General features: G+C 72.7%; 14 protein-coding genes. 13 read left to right on the top strand and 1 reads right to left on the bottom strand.

Annotated elements, in window-relative coordinates; genetic code table 11:
• Positions 1–7: 7 nt before the first annotated feature.
• On the bottom strand, positions 8–475 hold the full coding sequence (locus tag AMYTH_RS0105475; protein WP_027929437.1) for a MarR family winged helix-turn-helix transcriptional regulator: 468 nt from the start codon (positions 473–475) through the stop codon (positions 8–10).
• A 113-nt stretch (positions 476–588) separates the two neighbouring features.
• On the opposite strand from AMYTH_RS0105475, the gene AMYTH_RS0105470 reads away from it, so the two are divergent.
• From AMYTH_RS0105470 to AMYTH_RS0105410, 13 genes are all read left to right on the top strand, one after another.
• Positions 589–1,659 (top strand): 2,3-butanediol dehydrogenase, encoded by a 1,071-nt coding sequence (locus AMYTH_RS0105470; protein WP_027929436.1) that lies wholly within the window; start codon positions 589–591, stop codon positions 1,657–1,659.
• A 93-nt stretch (positions 1,660–1,752) separates the two neighbouring features.
• Complete coding sequence (locus AMYTH_RS0105465) at positions 1,753–3,270, top strand: DHA2 family efflux MFS transporter permease subunit (protein ID WP_027929435.1); 1,518 nt, start codon at positions 1,753–1,755, stop codon at positions 3,268–3,270.
• Between the two features lie 268 nt (positions 3,271–3,538).
• Positions 3,539–3,832 (top strand): MSMEG_0570 family nitrogen starvation response protein, encoded by a 294-nt coding sequence (locus AMYTH_RS0105460; protein WP_084022524.1) that lies wholly within the window; start codon positions 3,539–3,541, stop codon positions 3,830–3,832.
• A complete protein-coding gene (locus tag AMYTH_RS0105455) occupies positions 3,829–5,151 on the top strand; it encodes an MSMEG_0569 family flavin-dependent oxidoreductase (RefSeq protein WP_027929433.1) in 1,323 nt (440 codons plus the stop codon). The genes AMYTH_RS0105460 and AMYTH_RS0105455 overlap by 4 nt, the downstream gene beginning before the upstream one ends.
• On the top strand, positions 5,151–5,969 hold the full coding sequence (locus tag AMYTH_RS0105450; protein WP_027929432.1) for an amidohydrolase family protein: 819 nt from the start codon (positions 5,151–5,153) through the stop codon (positions 5,967–5,969). Before AMYTH_RS0105455 ends, AMYTH_RS0105450 begins: the two co-directional genes overlap by 1 nt.
• A gap of 41 nt (positions 5,970–6,010) precedes the next feature.
• Positions 6,011–6,523, top strand: coding sequence for an MSMEG_0572/Sll0783 family nitrogen starvation response protein (locus tag AMYTH_RS0105445; RefSeq protein ID WP_017982569.1), 513 nt, complete (start codon positions 6,011–6,013; stop codon positions 6,521–6,523).
• 31 nt (positions 6,524–6,554) lie between these two features.
• On the top strand, positions 6,555–7,616 hold the full coding sequence (locus AMYTH_RS0105440) for an MSMEG_0568 family radical SAM protein (RefSeq protein WP_228684584.1): 1,062 nt from the start codon (positions 6,555–6,557) through the stop codon (positions 7,614–7,616).
• Positions 7,617–7,620: 4 nt separating this feature from the next.
• Entirely contained in the window at positions 7,621–8,988 is a 1,368-nt protein-coding gene (locus AMYTH_RS0105435) for an MSMEG_0567/sll0787 family protein (protein WP_027929430.1), read from the top strand.
• Positions 8,985–9,845 (top strand): carbon-nitrogen hydrolase family protein, encoded by an 861-nt coding sequence (locus AMYTH_RS0105430; RefSeq protein ID WP_027929429.1) that lies wholly within the window; start codon positions 8,985–8,987, stop codon positions 9,843–9,845. The genes AMYTH_RS0105435 and AMYTH_RS0105430 overlap by 4 nt, the downstream gene beginning before the upstream one ends.
• 4 nt (positions 9,846–9,849) lie before the next feature.
• Positions 9,850–10,683, top strand: coding sequence for a carbon-nitrogen hydrolase family protein (locus AMYTH_RS0105425; protein WP_027929428.1), 834 nt, complete (start codon positions 9,850–9,852; stop codon positions 10,681–10,683).
• Positions 10,680–11,741: an MSMEG_0565 family glycosyltransferase gene (locus AMYTH_RS0105420; RefSeq protein ID WP_027929427.1), complete on the top strand. Its 1,062-nt coding sequence runs from the start codon at positions 10,680–10,682 to the stop codon at positions 11,739–11,741. Before AMYTH_RS0105425 ends, AMYTH_RS0105420 begins: the two co-directional genes overlap by 4 nt.
• A gap of 41 nt (positions 11,742–11,782) precedes the next feature.
• Entirely contained in the window at positions 11,783–13,492 is a 1,710-nt protein-coding gene (locus AMYTH_RS0105415; protein ID WP_027929426.1) for an NAD(P)/FAD-dependent oxidoreductase, read from the top strand.
• Between the two features lie 255 nt (positions 13,493–13,747).
• Positions 13,748–14,179 carry an ATP-binding protein gene (locus tag AMYTH_RS0105410; protein ID WP_027929425.1) on the top strand — a complete coding sequence of 144 codons (432 nt, stop codon included), beginning with the start codon at positions 13,748–13,750 and terminating at the stop codon, positions 14,177–14,179.
• The last annotated feature ends 53 nt before the right edge of the window (positions 14,180–14,232 follow it).

Raw genomic sequence — 14,232 nt, 5'->3', positions numbered from 1 at the left:
AGCGCAATCATCGGGCGGTGTCGGCGCCGGGGTGGAGGGCGGCCTCGGCGGCGTCGGCGAACGCGCCGAACACGCGCGCCAGCTGCTCCCGCGCCCGGGGTTCCATCCGGTCGAGCACGTCGGCCAGGACGGACCTGCGGTCGTGGTCGACGCGGTCGACCAGCCTGCGTCCACGTGCCGTCGGCGCGAGCAGGATCTCCCGCCTGTTCAACGGGTTCGCGGCGCGTTGCAGCAGCTTGGCCGCCTCCAGGCGGTCACAGGCGCGGGTCACCGACGACGGGTTCAGGCCCAGCTCGACGGCCACCCGCCGCATCGTGACCGGGGTGCGCTCGGCGACCACGCGCAGTGCCCGGAACTGCGTCAAGGTCAGCCCCGCGGTCCCCCGCTCGACCGTCGCGTCGGCGATGCCGACCATCGACCGCAGCACGGCGAGGGCGGCGTCCGTCTCCGTCGTCACCGCGTTCGTTTGCGTCACGCAATCACCGTACGGGACGTTTGCCCGGCGGGCGGTGCAACTCGTTGCAACCCTGGCCGCGCCGTCGCCGCCACGTCACCCTCGACCACACGGTTCGGCGACGAGGAGGTCCCATGAAAGCCGCACGGTTCCACGGTCCCGGCGACATCCGGATCGACGAGGTGCCCGACCCGAGGGTGGGGCCAGGACAGGTGGAGGTCTCGGTCGACTGGTGCGGCATCTGCGGCACCGACCTGCACGAATACCTGGAGGGCCCGATCTTCATCCCGCCGGCCGGCTCACCGCACCCGCTCACCGGGGTCGGGCTGCCCGTGGTGATGGGCCACGAGTTCGCGGGCGTGGTGTCCGCGGTCGGGCCGGGCGTCAACGGCATCGCCGAAGGCGACCGCGTCGCCGTCGAGCCCTACCACGTGTGCGGCAAGTGCGCCGCCTGCCAGGCCGGGCGCTACAACATCTGCCGGAACCTCGGCTTCATCGGCCTGTCCGGCAACGAAGGCGGCTTCGCCGAACGGTGCGTGGTCGACCAGCGCTGGATCCACCAGCTCGGCGACCTGCCCACCGACATCGGCGCCCTGGTCGAACCACTGGCGGTGGGCTACCACGCGGTGCGGCTGTCCGGGATCCCCGAGGGCGGCACCGCGGCCGTGTACGGCGCGGGCCCGATCGGTCTCGTCACCGCCGCCGCGCTCAAGGCCCGCGGCGCCGGCCGGGTGATCGTGGTGGAACCGGCCGCCGCCCGCAAGGCGAAGGCCGGACCCGCGGGCGCGGACGTCGTCATCGACCCCACGACCGACGACGCGACCGAGGCGATCCGGGACCTGACCGACGGCGCGGGGGCCGACGTGGCGTTCGAATGCGCCGGCATCGACGCGGTCCTGGCGTCGGCGATCTCGTCGGTGCGCCCCGGCGGGACCGTGGTCAACGTCGCGATCTGGGGCCACGTGCCGCGGGTGGCGGTCAACGACCTGGTGATGAGCGAGATCAACCTGGTCGGCTCGCTGGCCTACTGCGGCGACCACGCAGGCACCATCGCGCTGCTGCGCGAGGGCAAGGTCGACGCGTCGCAGTTCATCACCGGCCGGATCACCCTCGACGACCTGGTCGACGGCGGGTTCCGGGAGCTGATCGACAACAAGGAGGACAACGTCAAGATCCTCGTCTCACCCCGGGAGCAGCTCGCCTGATGTAGCGGGCGGAAACCGCTTCGCACGCGGGCCGGTGCGGGCGTAGCTTGGAGCTTCGTCGCGGACCGTCCGGACCAGCATGCGGGAGCCGTCATGGATCCCTCCACCACCGCGCGTGCGGAGAAGCTCGATCGCGAGGTCGTCGTCACCGGGCTCGTGGTCGTGTGCGGGCTCATCATGGTCGTGTTCGACACCACGATCGTCAACGTCGCGCTGGGGACCGTGAGCCGCCAGCTCGGCGCGAACCTGTCCACGGCCCAGTGGATCGTGACCGGGTACCTGCTGGCGGTGGGGCTGGTCATCCCGCTCACCGGGTGGGCCGTGGACCGGTTCGGGACCAAACCGGTGTGGATCTTGTCGGTGGTGTTGTTCGCCGCGGGTTCGGCCCTGTGCGCGAGCGCCTGGTCGATCGAGAGCCTGATCGCGTTCCGCGTCGTGCAGGGTCTCGGTGGCGGCATGCTCCTGCCGGGCGGGCAGACGATCATCACGCGGGCCGCCGGGCCGGCGCGGCTGGGGCGGGCGATGGCGATCCTCGGGGTGCCGATGCTGCTCGGGCCGGTCTTCGGCCCGGTGCTCGGCGGCCTGCTGGTCGAGTACACCAGCTGGCACTGGATCTTCCTCGTCAACGTGCCGGTGGCGGCGTGCGCGGTCGCGCTGGCGGTGTGGAAGCTGCCCGGGGGCGGCGAGGCGGAGCACCCCGGCCGGATCGACGTGCGCGGTCTCGTCCTGCTGTCCGGGAGCCTCGTCGTCCTGCTCTACGGCCTGTCGCGGGCCAGCTCCCAGGGCGGTTTCGGGCACTGGAGCGTGCTCGCCTGGCTCATCGCCGGTGGCGCCGGACTCGCGCTGTACACGTGGCACAGCCTTGCCCGGGGGCCCGCCTCGCTGATCGACGTGCGGCTGTTCACCGACCGGTACTTCACCGCCGGCACGGTGACGATCTTCCTCGTGGCCGTCGCGCTGTTCGGCGGCCTGCTCCTGCTGCCGCTGTACTACCAGACCGTGCGGGGTGAAGGTGCCCTGGCCGCGGGCCTGCTGCTCGCCCCGCAGGGACTCGGCGCGATGGTGGCGATGCCGCTCGCCGGCAGGCTGACCGACCGGGTCGGGGCGGGCTTCGTCGTGCCGGTGGGCATCGTGCTCGCGCTGCTCGGGACCGCGCCGCTGGGCATGCTCGGGACCGGCACCTCGTACGGGTGGCTGAGCGCGGTGCTGTTCGTGCGTGGCCTGGGGCTGGGTTCGGTGATGATGCCGACGTTCGCCGCCGCGTACGCGCAGCTCGACCCGCGCGCCGTGTCCCGTGCCGCGCCGACGCTGTCGGCGATCCAGCAGATCGGGGCGTCGCTGGGCAGCGCGCTGCTCGTGACCGCGCTGACCCAGCACCTCACCGGCGAACTCACCGCGCGCGGCATCCCCGCGGTCGGCGCCGGGGCGAACCAGATCACCTCGATGCCGCCCGCCGTGAGGGCGACGGTGGCCCCGATCCTGGCCGAGTCGTTCGGTTTCGCGTTCTGGGTGGCGTTCGGCATGACCGCGGCGCTGATCGTCCCCGCGCTCCTGCTGCCCCGCCACCCCCGGCGAAGCGTGAGCGCAAGCCCGATGGCGCCCGGCGCCTGAACCGCCCCCGTTCGCCGCTGCCCACCATCGGCTTGGCCCGGCGTGGTCCGTGACCGCCGCTCCCCCGCACCCAGGCGGCCAGCCATTCCGGACTCGGCACCCCAGGCCTACTCGCTCCCCCACGCCAGACAGGACTCACCCCCCGGCACAACGGCAAACGGCACCTGCGAAACCCGTTGGCAACAAAAGCCTGGTTCCGAAACGAGCCGGTGTTCCGGATGCAACGCCCCCGACATCGCGGGCCGGTGAACTACTCCCATCGCCGCAGATGGGGAGGAAACCCGTGCCGGAGATTGTCTTTCGCGTTCGTTGGCCCGACGCCTCCGTTCAGCAATGCTACTCGCCCTCCACGGTCGTGGAGGAGTTCTTCGTCCCCGGGGACAGCTACCCGGTCGCCGAGTTCGTCGACCGCAGCCGCACCGCGCTGAACCAGGCCTCGGAACGCGTGCGCCGCATCTACGGGTTCGGCTGCGCGCAGGCCGCGGCCCAGCTGGCCGACATCGAAGCCCGCGCGAAGTCGTTCGACGACGGCCGGGTCGTGGTCGAGGGGTTCGAGCGATGAACGGCCACCACACGGTCGTCGTGGTCGGCGGCGGTCAGGCCGGCCTGTCGGCGAGCCACTGCCTGTCCGCCCGCGGCATCGACCACGTCGTGCTGGAGCGCGACACCGCGGGCCACGAGTGGGCCGACCGCCGCTGGGACTCGTTCTGCCTGGTCACCCCGAACTGGCAGTGCCGCCTGCCCGGGTTCCCCTACCCCGGCGACGATCCCGACGGGTTCATGGTGCGCGACGAGATCGTCGCCTACCTGCGCGCCTACCGGAACGCCTTCGACTTCCCGCTCATCGAAGGGATCGAGGCGACCCGGCTGCGCCGCACCGGACGCGGGTTCCAGGTGTCCACAGTGTCCACATCGGAGGGTGAGCTCACCGCCGACCACGTCGTGCTCGCCACCGGCCCGTACCAGGTGCCGCTGATCCCGCGGATGGCCGAACGGCTGCCCTCGGACGTGGTGCAGGTCCACTCCGCGGACTACCGCAACCCCGAACAACTACCGCCGGGTGAGGTGCTCGTCGTCGGCACCGGCCAGTCCGGCTGCCAGATCGCCGAAGACCTGCACCTGGCCGGCCGCCGCGTGCACCTGGCCGTGGGCAGCGCGCCGCGCGTGGCCCGCCGCTACCGGGGCCGCGACGTCGTGGCCTGGCTGGACGACATGGGCTACTACCGGCGCGGCATCGACGAGTTCGCCGACGCCGACGCCGTCCGCTTCCGCGCCAACCACTACGTCACCGGCCGCGACGGCGGACGCGACATCGACCTGCGCGCCTTCGCCCGCGACGGCATGCGACTCTACGGCCGGCTCACCGGAATCAACGGCGGGCGGCTGACCTTCGCCCAGGACCTGAGCCACAACCTCGACGCCGCCGACGCCGTCTCCGAAGGCATCAAGGACTCCATCGACACCTGGATCACCGCCCACGCCATCGACGCGCCCCACGAGGACCGGTACGTCCCGGTGTGGCAGCCGGACACCGAACCGTCCGAACTGGACCTCCACACCAGCGGAATCACCTCCGTCGTGTGGAGCACCGGCTTCGGCCGCGACCACCGCTGGATCGAGGTGCCGGTGTTCGACGGCCGCGGCTACCCCACCCACGAGCGCGGCGTCACCAGCTGCCCCGGCCTGTACTTCATCGGCCTGCCCTGGCAGCACACCTGGGGCTCGGGCCGGTTCTGCGGCGTCGCCGACGACGCGGAGTACCTGGCCGCGCACATCGCCTCCACCAGCCGCCGCACCGACGGGCTGCACTGGATCGCGGGCACCCCGGAGAGCACCTACCCGGCCGACGAGTACTGGACCGCGCCCCGGACGGTGGCCTGATGCCCGTCAACGACGCGCACCGCCACCTCGGCGTGCTGCCCGCCTACCCGTTCTACGGTGGACCCGCCGTGCACCCGGACCTGGGCGCCCGCGCCACCATCGACGAGCTGATCGCCGACCTCGACGCCGAAGGCACCGAGCGCGCCCTGGTCATCCCCAACTACGGGGTGCCCGACCCGGAAATCGCCTTTTCCTTCAACGAACTCTGCGTCGAAGCGGCCCAGCGGGACGACCGGATCCGCGCCGGGCTGTGGGTGTCCCCGCTGGACCGCGACGCCGACCGCACGGCGAAGGCCCTGAGCCTGGCCGCCGAGCCGGGTGTCCGGGCGCTGAAGCTGAGCTTCCTGCTCGGCGGCCGCCCCACCGACCCGGCCTGCCGCCCCGGCCTGGACCGGATCTTCGCCACCGCCCGCGAGCACGACCTGGTCGTCCACGTGCACACCTCGCCCGGCGCGGCCTCCGACATCGACGAGGTCGGCACGCTGGTCGAGCACTACGGCGACGACGTCAAGGTGCACCTGGTGCACTTCGGCGGCGGCATGAGCGGCCACATCAAGCTCGTGGGCAGCCGGTTCTTCGACTGGATCGCGGCGGGCAAGCAGGTCTACACCGACCTGTCCTGGGCGATCGGCTTCGCGCCGCGCTGGCTGGCCGCCGAGGTCGACCGCCGCGGCATCGGCGGCGACCGGATCCTCTTCGCCAGCGACGAGCCGTGGGGCGACCAGGCCGGCGAGTACGCCCGGTTGGCCACCGCGGCCGGTGACGGCGAACTCGCGGACCTGGTGTTCCGCGGCACCTTCGACAAGCTCTACGGGTGATCCGCACCCGTGGCAACCCCGCAACAACAAGGAGATTCATCGTGTCCGAGCTGACCGAGACCGAGCAGCAGAGCCTCAACGAGATCCCGCACCCGTCGCTGCCGGAGGGCTCCAGCATCTACGGCGGCACCAAGGTGTTCCCGGACTACCAGGCCGAGCCCGGCCAGTCGTACTTCACGCTCGTGCACGGCATCGCGCACGAGTCGTCGGTGAGTTTCGTGGCGATCCTGCAGGCCACCCGCGCGCTGCGCAAGGGCTTCGAGTCCGCCATCTACTTCTACGGGCCCGGCTCGATGAACGCCATGGCCACCCGCGGTTTCCCGACCACCGGCAACTCCGCCTTCCCCGGCGAGCACAACATCAACGACCAGCTCAAGACGTTCATCAAGGAGGGCGGCAAGGTCTACTGCTGCCGCTTCGGCCTGTCCCTGCACGGGTTGCGGGAGGAGGACCTGATCGAGGGCGTCATCCCGACGCACCCGCTGGACGTGCAGGACGCGCTCATCCACTACGCCCGCAAGGGGGCGATCATCAACTCGACCTACATGTGGTGACCCCGGGCTGACGGAAGAGGAGGCAGTGCGCGTGAAGACCGACAACCTGGACGCCCGGACCGACCTCGCGGTGCACGGGGTGCGCTGGGACGCGCCCGTGCGGCGCAGCAAGGGCGCCGGCCCGAGCGACGACGGGCACCTCGTCGTCGACGGTGCGAACGCGGCGCTGCCGCTGAACCCGGACAGCCCCTACACCCTGCGCGACGGCCGCGTCTACAAAGGACGGATCGACCTCGGGATCACCGTGGAACCGGTGTCCCGCCCGAAGTTCTACGACCTGACCACCGCGGACGGCGTGCCGTACCGCAAGATCGCGCTGCTGCACGGGCGGGACGTGCTCGCCACGACCGTCGTGCAGACGTGCATCCGCTACGCCGAGGATCAGCGCTGCCGGTTCTGCACCATCGAGGAATCGCTCAAGGCCGGGGACACCGTCGCGGCGAAGACCCCGGCGCAGCTGGCCGAGGTCGCCGAGGCCGCGGTCCGGCTCGACGGGGTGCGGCAGATGGTGATGACCACCGGCACCACGGCGGGCCCGGACCGCGGCGCCCGGCACCTCGTCCGCTGCGTCAAGGCGGTCCTCAATGCGGTCCCGGGCCTGCCGGTGCAGGTGCAGATCGAACCGCCCGGCGAACTGTCCGTGATCGCCGACCTGCGCGCGGCGGGCGCGACCTCGATCGGCATCCACGTGGAGTCGCTGGACGACGAGGTCCGGCGACGGTGGATGCCGGGCAAGGGGTCGGTGCCGCTGGCCGAGTACGAGGCCGCGTGGGACGAGGCGGTGCGGGTGTTCGGCCGCAACAAGGTCTCCACCTACCTGCTGATCGGCCTCGGCGAGGACCCGGACGAACTGGTCGACGGCGCGGCGCGGCTGATCGAGCGGGGCGTGTACCCGTTCGTGGTGCCGATGCGGCCGATGGCCGGCACCCTCGCGCGGCGGGACGGCGTGCCCGGCCCGCCCGCGTCGCTGGTGCGCGACGTGAGCGAGCGGGTCGCGAAGTTGTTGCGGGAGGCGGACATGCGCGGCGCGGACCAGGAAGCCGGGTGCGCGGCCTGCGGGGCGTGTGGCGTGCTGAGCGCGGCGGGTGCCTGACGTGATGCCCGACGTGCTGGCCCTGCTGGGCGACTCGGCGACGCTGGCCCGCCGTCCCGCCTTCCACGTCGAACCGGCCGACGCGGCCGCGGTGCGCGCCTACCACGCCCTGCGCACCGAGGTGTTCGTGCACGAGCAAGGGTTGTTCGAGGGGCACGACCTCGACGACCGCGACGACGACCCGCGCACCGTCGTCCTCGTCGCCCGCGACCGGGAGGGCACGGTCATCGGCGGTGTCCGGCTCGGCCCGGCCACCGCCGAGGACATCGGCTGGTGGCTCGGCGGGCGGCTGGTGGTGCACCCCGCGTGCCGGGGCCGGGTCGGCCCGGCACTGGTGCGAGCCGCGTGCGCCCACGCCGAGAACGCTGGGGTGCTGCGGTTCGAAGCCACCGTGCAGGCCCGCAACGAGGGCCTGTTCACCCGGCTGGGCTGGGACCGAGTCCGGCCGGTGACGGTCGCCGGGACGCCGCACGTGCTGATGCGATACCCGATCGGCCGCATCGCCGCGCTGGCCCGGGCGACCAAGAGCGACCTCGGGCCGCTGCTGTCCGGGCTGACCGGCGTGCCCGGTTTCGTCGGCGACGACGGGGTTCCGGTGCCCGGCAGCGATGTCGTGGCGGCGTGCGACGCGATCCTGCCATCCATGGTGGAGCGCGACCCGGACTGGGCCGGCTGGTGCTCGGTGCTGGTCAACGTCAACGACCTCGCCGCGATGGGCGCCGAACCGGTCGGGCTGCTGGACGCGCTCGGCGCGCGGGACGCGTCGTTCGCCAGCCGCGTGCTCGGCGGGCTGCGCCGGGCGAGCCAGGCCTACGGCGTGCCCGTGCTCGGCGGGCACACGCAACTCGGGGTGCCCGCCTCGCTCGCCGTGACCGCCTTGGGGCGGACGGACTCCCCGGTGCCCGGCGGTGGTGGACGGCCCGGCCAGCAGGTGCGGCTCACCGCCGACCTCGGCGGACGGTGGCGGCCCGGATACGCCGGACGGCAGTGGGATTCCACGACCTCCCGGCGCACACCGGAACTGCGCGCCATGCTGACCGCCGTCGCCCGGGCACGGCCCGCGGCGGCCAAGGACGTGTCGATGGCGGGCATCGCCGGAACGCTCGGCATGCTCGCCGAGGCCAGCGGCTGCGGCGCCGTCCTCGACGTGGCCGCCGTGCCGCGGCCCCGCGGCACGAGCATCGGCGACTGGCTCACCTGCTTCCCCGGCTTCGCGATGCTCACCACCGGGCCGGCAGAGCTGGACGCCGGACCGGCGGTGAGCGCCGGGTGCGGTGAGCTGGTGGCCGGGCGCGGCGTCGCGCTGCGCTGGCCGGACGGAGAACAGACCCAGGCCATCGCGGCCGGGGTGACCGGATTGGGGACCTCATGAGCACCCTGCGGATGGCCGCGGTCGCGGCGCCCTTCGACCGCGACCTGGAGCGCGATTTCGACCGCATCGCCGCCCTGATCGCCACCGCCCGCGCGGACGGCGTCGGCCTGCTCGCCCTGCCCGAGGCCTGCCTCGGCGGCTACCTGGCCAACCTCGACGGCGGAGCCGACGGGCCACCACCCCTGGACGTCGACGGCCCCGAGATCAAGCGGCTGGCCGCGCTCGCCGGGGACATGGTGGTGACCGCGGGCTACTGCGAGCACGCCGAAGGACGGCTCTACAACAGCGTCGTCTGCGTGACCGGTGACGGCGTGCTGGGCAACCACCGCAAGGTGCACCAACCGCTGTCGGAGGACGCCACCTACCGCGCCGGCGACGGGTTCGCCGCGTTCGACACGCCGGTCGGGCGGCTGGGCATGCTCATCTGCTACGACAAGGCGTTCCCCGAGTCCGCGCGCAGCCTCGCCCTGGACGGCGCCGAGATCGGCGTGTGCGTCTCGGCGTGGCCGGGCAGCCGCACCAACCCCGCCGCGGACCTCGCGCAGGACCGGTGGAAACGCCGCTTCGACCTGTTCGACCAGGCGCGAGCGCTGGAGAACCAGATCGTGTGGCTGTCGGCCAACCAGTCCGGCGCGTTCGGCGACCTGCGGTTCGTCGCCAGCGCCAAGGTCGTCGACCCGGGCGGCGAGATCCTGGCCGGCACCGGAGTCGCCGAAGGCATCGCCGTCGCCGAACTCGACGTGCGGCAGGCGCTGGAGACCGCGCGCCGGTCGATGGGCCACCTGCGGGACCGGCGGCCGGCGGCCTACCCGGCGCTGGCCGGCGGCGAGGAGGAACTCGCCGCGGCGCGATACTGACGCGATGGGGACCATCCGCATCGGAGCCGTGGCCGCGCACTTCGGCCGCGACCTCGACTTCGACCTGCAGCGCATCGCCACGCTCATCGAGCACGCCCGCTCCTCGGGGGTGGCGCTGCTGGTGCTGCCCGACGCCGCGCTCGGCGGGTACCTCGCCGACCTGCGCCACCCGGACCCCGGCGCGCTACCACCCGCGCTCGCCCCGGACGATGTGCACCTGCGCAAGATCGCCGCGCTCGCCGCGGACATGGTGGTGTGCGTCGGGTACTGCGAGGCCGACGGCGAGCAGCGCTACAACGCGGCGGTGTGCGTCACCGGCGACGGCGTGCTCGGCAGGCATCGCAAGGTGCACCAGCCGCCCGGCGAGGTCGCCGCCTACTCGGCAGGCACCTCCTTCGCCGCGTTCGACTCGCCGGTGGGGCGGCTCGGCATGCTCATCGACTACGACAAGACGTTCCCCGAATCGGCGCGCAGCCTCGCCCTCGACGGCGCCGAGATCCTGGCCTGCCTGTCGGCGTGGCCCACCAGCATCACCAACCGCGCGCCCCGCATGTCGCAGGACCGGCAGGCCCGGTTGTTCGACCTCTACGACCAGGCGCGCGCGGCGGAGAACCAGGTGGTGCTGGCCTCGTCGAACCAGACCGGCGCGATGGGCGGGATGCGCTTCCTGGGCCAGGCCAAGGTGGTCGGGCCGGGCGGCGACATCCTGGCCCGCACCTGGAGCAAGGCCGGCATCGCGATCGCCGAGGTCGACGTCGCCGGCGAGGTCGCCACCGCGCGGCGGGTGCTGCACCACCTGGCCGAGCGCAAACCCGACGCCTACTGGAGCCGCACGTGAGGATCGCCCTGCTCAGCTACTCGACGAAGCCGCGCGGCGGGGTCGTGCACACTCTGGCCCTGGCCGAGGCGCTGGCCGCCGAGGGCGCGGAGGTGACCGTGTGGTCGCTGGGCCGCGGTGGGGACAGCGGGTTCTTCCGCCCGGTCGACCCGGCGGTGAGCGTGCGGATCGTGCCGTTCCCGGAGGTCGAGGGCGAGGGCGTCGGGCCGCGGATCCTGCGCTCGATCGAGGTGCTGCGCGCGGCGTTCGACCCGGGCGGCTACGACATCGTGCACGCCCAGGACTGCATCAGCGCCAACGCGGTCGAGCGGGTCGTGCGCACGGTGCACCACATCGACCATTTCACCACGCCGGAACTGGCCGCCTGCCACGAACGCGCGATCCGCCGCCCGTACGCGCACGTCTGCGTGTCCGCCGCGGTGGCCGGGGAGCTGCGCGAGGGCTGGGGCGTCGAGGCGACGGTGATCCCGAACGGCGTCGACTACGAGCGGTTCGCCAGTGCCGCGCCGGATCCCGCGTGGTCGGGTCGTTTCGTGCTGTCGGTGGGCGGGATCGAGCCACGCAAGGGTTCGCTGGACCTGCTGGAGGCCTACGCGCTGCTACGCGAGACCGACCCGGACGTGCGGCTGGTGATCGCGGGCGGCGAGACCCTGTTCGACTACCGCGACTACCGGACGGCGTGGGAGAAGCGGGCCGCCGAGCTGGGCGTGGAGCCGGTGGTGCTGGGCCCGGTCGCGCACGACGCGCTGCCGTCCCTGGTCGCCGCGGCGGACGTGTTCGCCTTCCCCTCGACCAAAGAGGGCTTCGGCCTCGCCGCGATGGAGGCGCTGGCCGCCGGAGTTCCGGTGGTCACCCGCGAGCTGCCCGTGCTGCGCGAAGTGTTCGACGGCGCCGCCCGGTTCGCCACCGACCCCGCCGGGCTGGCCGACCAGATGCGAGCCGCGCTGGCTGACCCGGAGCGCCTGCGGGAAGCCGGCCGTCAGCTGGCAGCGTCCTACAGCTGGGGCGCCGCGGCGCGGGCGCACCTGACGCTGTACCGGGGGCTGCTGGCGGAGTGAGGCCGTTTCCAGGCGGCCAACAAGCGGTTACAGTCGTCGGCATGTCCGGCGCAGTGCTCGTCGCCGTCGACGGGGATGCGGACGTACTCGGGGATGTCGAGCGGGAGCTGCGGGAGCGCTACGCCCGGCACTACCGGATCGTGTGCCTGTCCTCGCCCCAGAAGGCGCTGACTGTCCTCGAGGAACTCGCCGGCGCGGGCGATGAGGTCGCGCTCGTCCTCGCCGGCCAGTGGCTGCCCGGGATGACCGGCAGCGAGCTGCTGGACCGCACCCGCCGCCTCCACCCGCACGCGAAACGCGGGCTGCTCATCGCGTGGGGCGACTGGGGCGACCGCGAAACCGGCGAAGCGATCTACACCTCGATCGCCCGCGGGCTCATCGACCACTACGTCCTGCGGCCGATGGCCACCCCGGACGAGGCGTTCCACCAAGCGATCTCGAGTTCGCTGCTGGACTGGGCCGAGTCGCGGCGGACCTCGCCCTACACCATCCACGTCATCGGGGAGACCTGGTCCGGCCGGGCCTACGAGCTGCGCCAGGCCCTCGGCCGCTGCGCGATCCCGCACTCGTTCTGCCTGGCCGACTCCGACGAGGGCCGCGCACGCCTGGCCACGGTGGGCGACGGGATCCGGCTGCCGGTCGTCCTCTTCCCCGACGGCACCGTCCTCACCGACCCGAGCAACACCGAGCTGGCGTTGGCCTCAGGCTCGCCGGTGAGCCCCGAGCGGATGGAGTTCGACCTGGTCATCGTCGGGGCCGGGCCGGCCGGGCTGTCCGCGGCCGTGTACGGCGCGTCGGAGGGGTTCAGCACGCTGGTCGTCGACGAGGGCGGGCTCGGCGGCCAGGCGACCTCCAGCTCGCTGATCCGCAACTACCTCGGGTTCCCCCGGGGCGTCAGCGGCCGGCGCCTCGCCCAGCAGGCCTACGACCAGGCGTGGGTCTTCGGCGCGAAGTTCGCGTTCATGCGGCAGGCCCGCGCTGTGGAGCGCGCGGGCGGCGAGCTGTTCGTCACCCTGTCCGGCGACGCCCGGGTGCGGACCCGCGCGGTCCTCCTGGCCACCGGCGCGAGCTACCACCAGCTCGGAGTGCCTGCGCTGGAAGCCCTCAGCGGCGCCGGGGTCTTCTACGGCCCGCCGTCCTCGGAAGCGCCCGCCATGACCGGCCGCGACGTGTACGTCCTTGGTGGCGGCAACTCGGCCGGCCAGGCCGCCCTGTACCTCGCCCGCTACGCCCGCAGCGTCACGCTCGTGGTCCGCGCCTCTTCGCTGGAAGCCGGCATGTCGCAGTACCTGACCCGCGAGATCGCGGCGACCCCCGGGCTGGAGGTCCGCACCGGAACCGAGATCGTGGGCGGCGGCGGTGACGGACGGCTGGACCACCTCGTGCTCCGCGACCGCGTGACCGGCGACGAGGAAACCACCGGCGCGGACGGGCTGTTCATCATGATCGGGGCCCGGCCGCATACCCGCTGGCTGCCACCCGAGATCGACCGGGACGACCAGGGCTTCGTCCTCACCGGATCCGACCTCCGCGACGGCACCTGGCCACTGCAGCGCAACCCGCTGCTCCTCGAAACGAGCATGCCCGGCGTCTTCGCCGCCGGCGACGCCCGGCACGGCTCGGTGAAACGCGTGGCCTCCGCCGTCGGCGAGGGCTCGGTGGCGATCCAGCTCCTGCACCGGCTCTTCGCGGCGAACGCCCAGCAGCCCCGCGGACGCGCGAAGGAAACTCGCCCCGCACCGGCGACCTGACCCGGGTCCAGGAGCCTCCAGCGTCGGGCCGACCGTCACCACGCCGTGGTTGACGAGGAAGATCGCCGTGGCCTCGCCGAGATGAGGTCGGCGGTGTGCTCGAACCGCGGGCACGGCGGGCGGCACGAAGAAGTTCGCGGCGTGGCTGCCAGTAACGTCCGCTCGACCCGAACCCCCCGCTTGAGTTGCGGTTTTGGCGGTCGGTCAGCAGGGTAGACGCGAACGACCGCCTTGAGCAGACAGGGCGGAGTGGGGATGACGACGCGACCGATGACTGCCGAGCCGCCGCTGACGTTGGACCTCGAACCGGATACAGTGCCGCCCCTCGTGGCGGTACGGCAGTGGGCGGCGAGAGCGTTGTCCGATCTCGGCGAGGACCACCTGGTCGCGGTGCAACTGGTGGCCACAGAGCTGCTGAGCAACGCCTACGAGCATGCTGGTGGTGCGCACCAGCTGCGGCTCCGGCGGCTCCGCGAGCCGTGCCGGACCGTGATCGAGGTGGACGACAGCAGCGACGAGCAACCCACGGTTGTGAGGGAGCATGACCCGCGGGTGGCCGGCGGGCGCGGCCTGGCGATGGTGGACAAGCTGAGCAGTGCATGGGGCAGCCGGCCCCGCTCAGGCGGCGGCAAGACGGTATGGGGCACGATCGACTGCACCGTCTACCCCTGGGACCGCTGCCTCTGAACGCCGGAAACAGCAGGTCGTGGCTACCCGCAAGGAAAGCCGCGTTGAACGGC

The organism is Amycolatopsis thermoflava N1165 (assembly GCF_000473265.1).
Classification (GTDB): Bacteria; Actinomycetota; Actinomycetes; order Mycobacteriales; family Pseudonocardiaceae; genus Amycolatopsis_E; species Amycolatopsis_E thermoflava.
The sequence above is the reverse complement of the archived record's forward strand: the minus strand, read 5'-3'. Positions and strand labels throughout refer to the sequence as shown.

Bases quoted from the DNA above. Each gene is read 5' to 3' on its own strand.
- AMYTH_RS0105435 (WP_027929430.1), top strand. From the start codon at position 7,621: ATGCCCGACGTGCTGGCCCTGCTGGGCGACTCGGCGACGCTGGCCCGC.
- AMYTH_RS0105460 (WP_084022524.1), top strand. From the start codon at position 3,539: ATGGGGAGGAAACCCGTGCCGGAGATTGTCTTTCGCGTTCGTTGGCCC.
- AMYTH_RS0105470 (WP_027929436.1), top strand. From the start codon at position 589: ATGAAAGCCGCACGGTTCCACGGTCCCGGCGACATCCGGATCGACGAG.
- AMYTH_RS0105415 (WP_027929426.1), top strand. From the start codon at position 11,783: ATGTCCGGCGCAGTGCTCGTCGCCGTCGACGGGGATGCGGACGTACTC.
- AMYTH_RS0105430 (WP_027929429.1), top strand. From the start codon at position 8,985: ATGAGCACCCTGCGGATGGCCGCGGTCGCGGCGCCCTTCGACCGCGAC.
- AMYTH_RS0105450 (WP_027929432.1), top strand. From the start codon at position 5,151: ATGCCCGTCAACGACGCGCACCGCCACCTCGGCGTGCTGCCCGCCTAC.
- AMYTH_RS0105410 (WP_027929425.1), top strand. From the start codon at position 13,748: ATGACGACGCGACCGATGACTGCCGAGCCGCCGCTGACGTTGGACCTC.
- AMYTH_RS0105455 (WP_027929433.1), top strand. From the start codon at position 3,829: ATGAACGGCCACCACACGGTCGTCGTGGTCGGCGGCGGTCAGGCCGGC.
- AMYTH_RS0105425 (WP_027929428.1), top strand. From the start codon at position 9,850: ATGGGGACCATCCGCATCGGAGCCGTGGCCGCGCACTTCGGCCGCGAC.
- AMYTH_RS0105465 (WP_027929435.1), top strand. From the start codon at position 1,753: ATGGATCCCTCCACCACCGCGCGTGCGGAGAAGCTCGATCGCGAGGTC.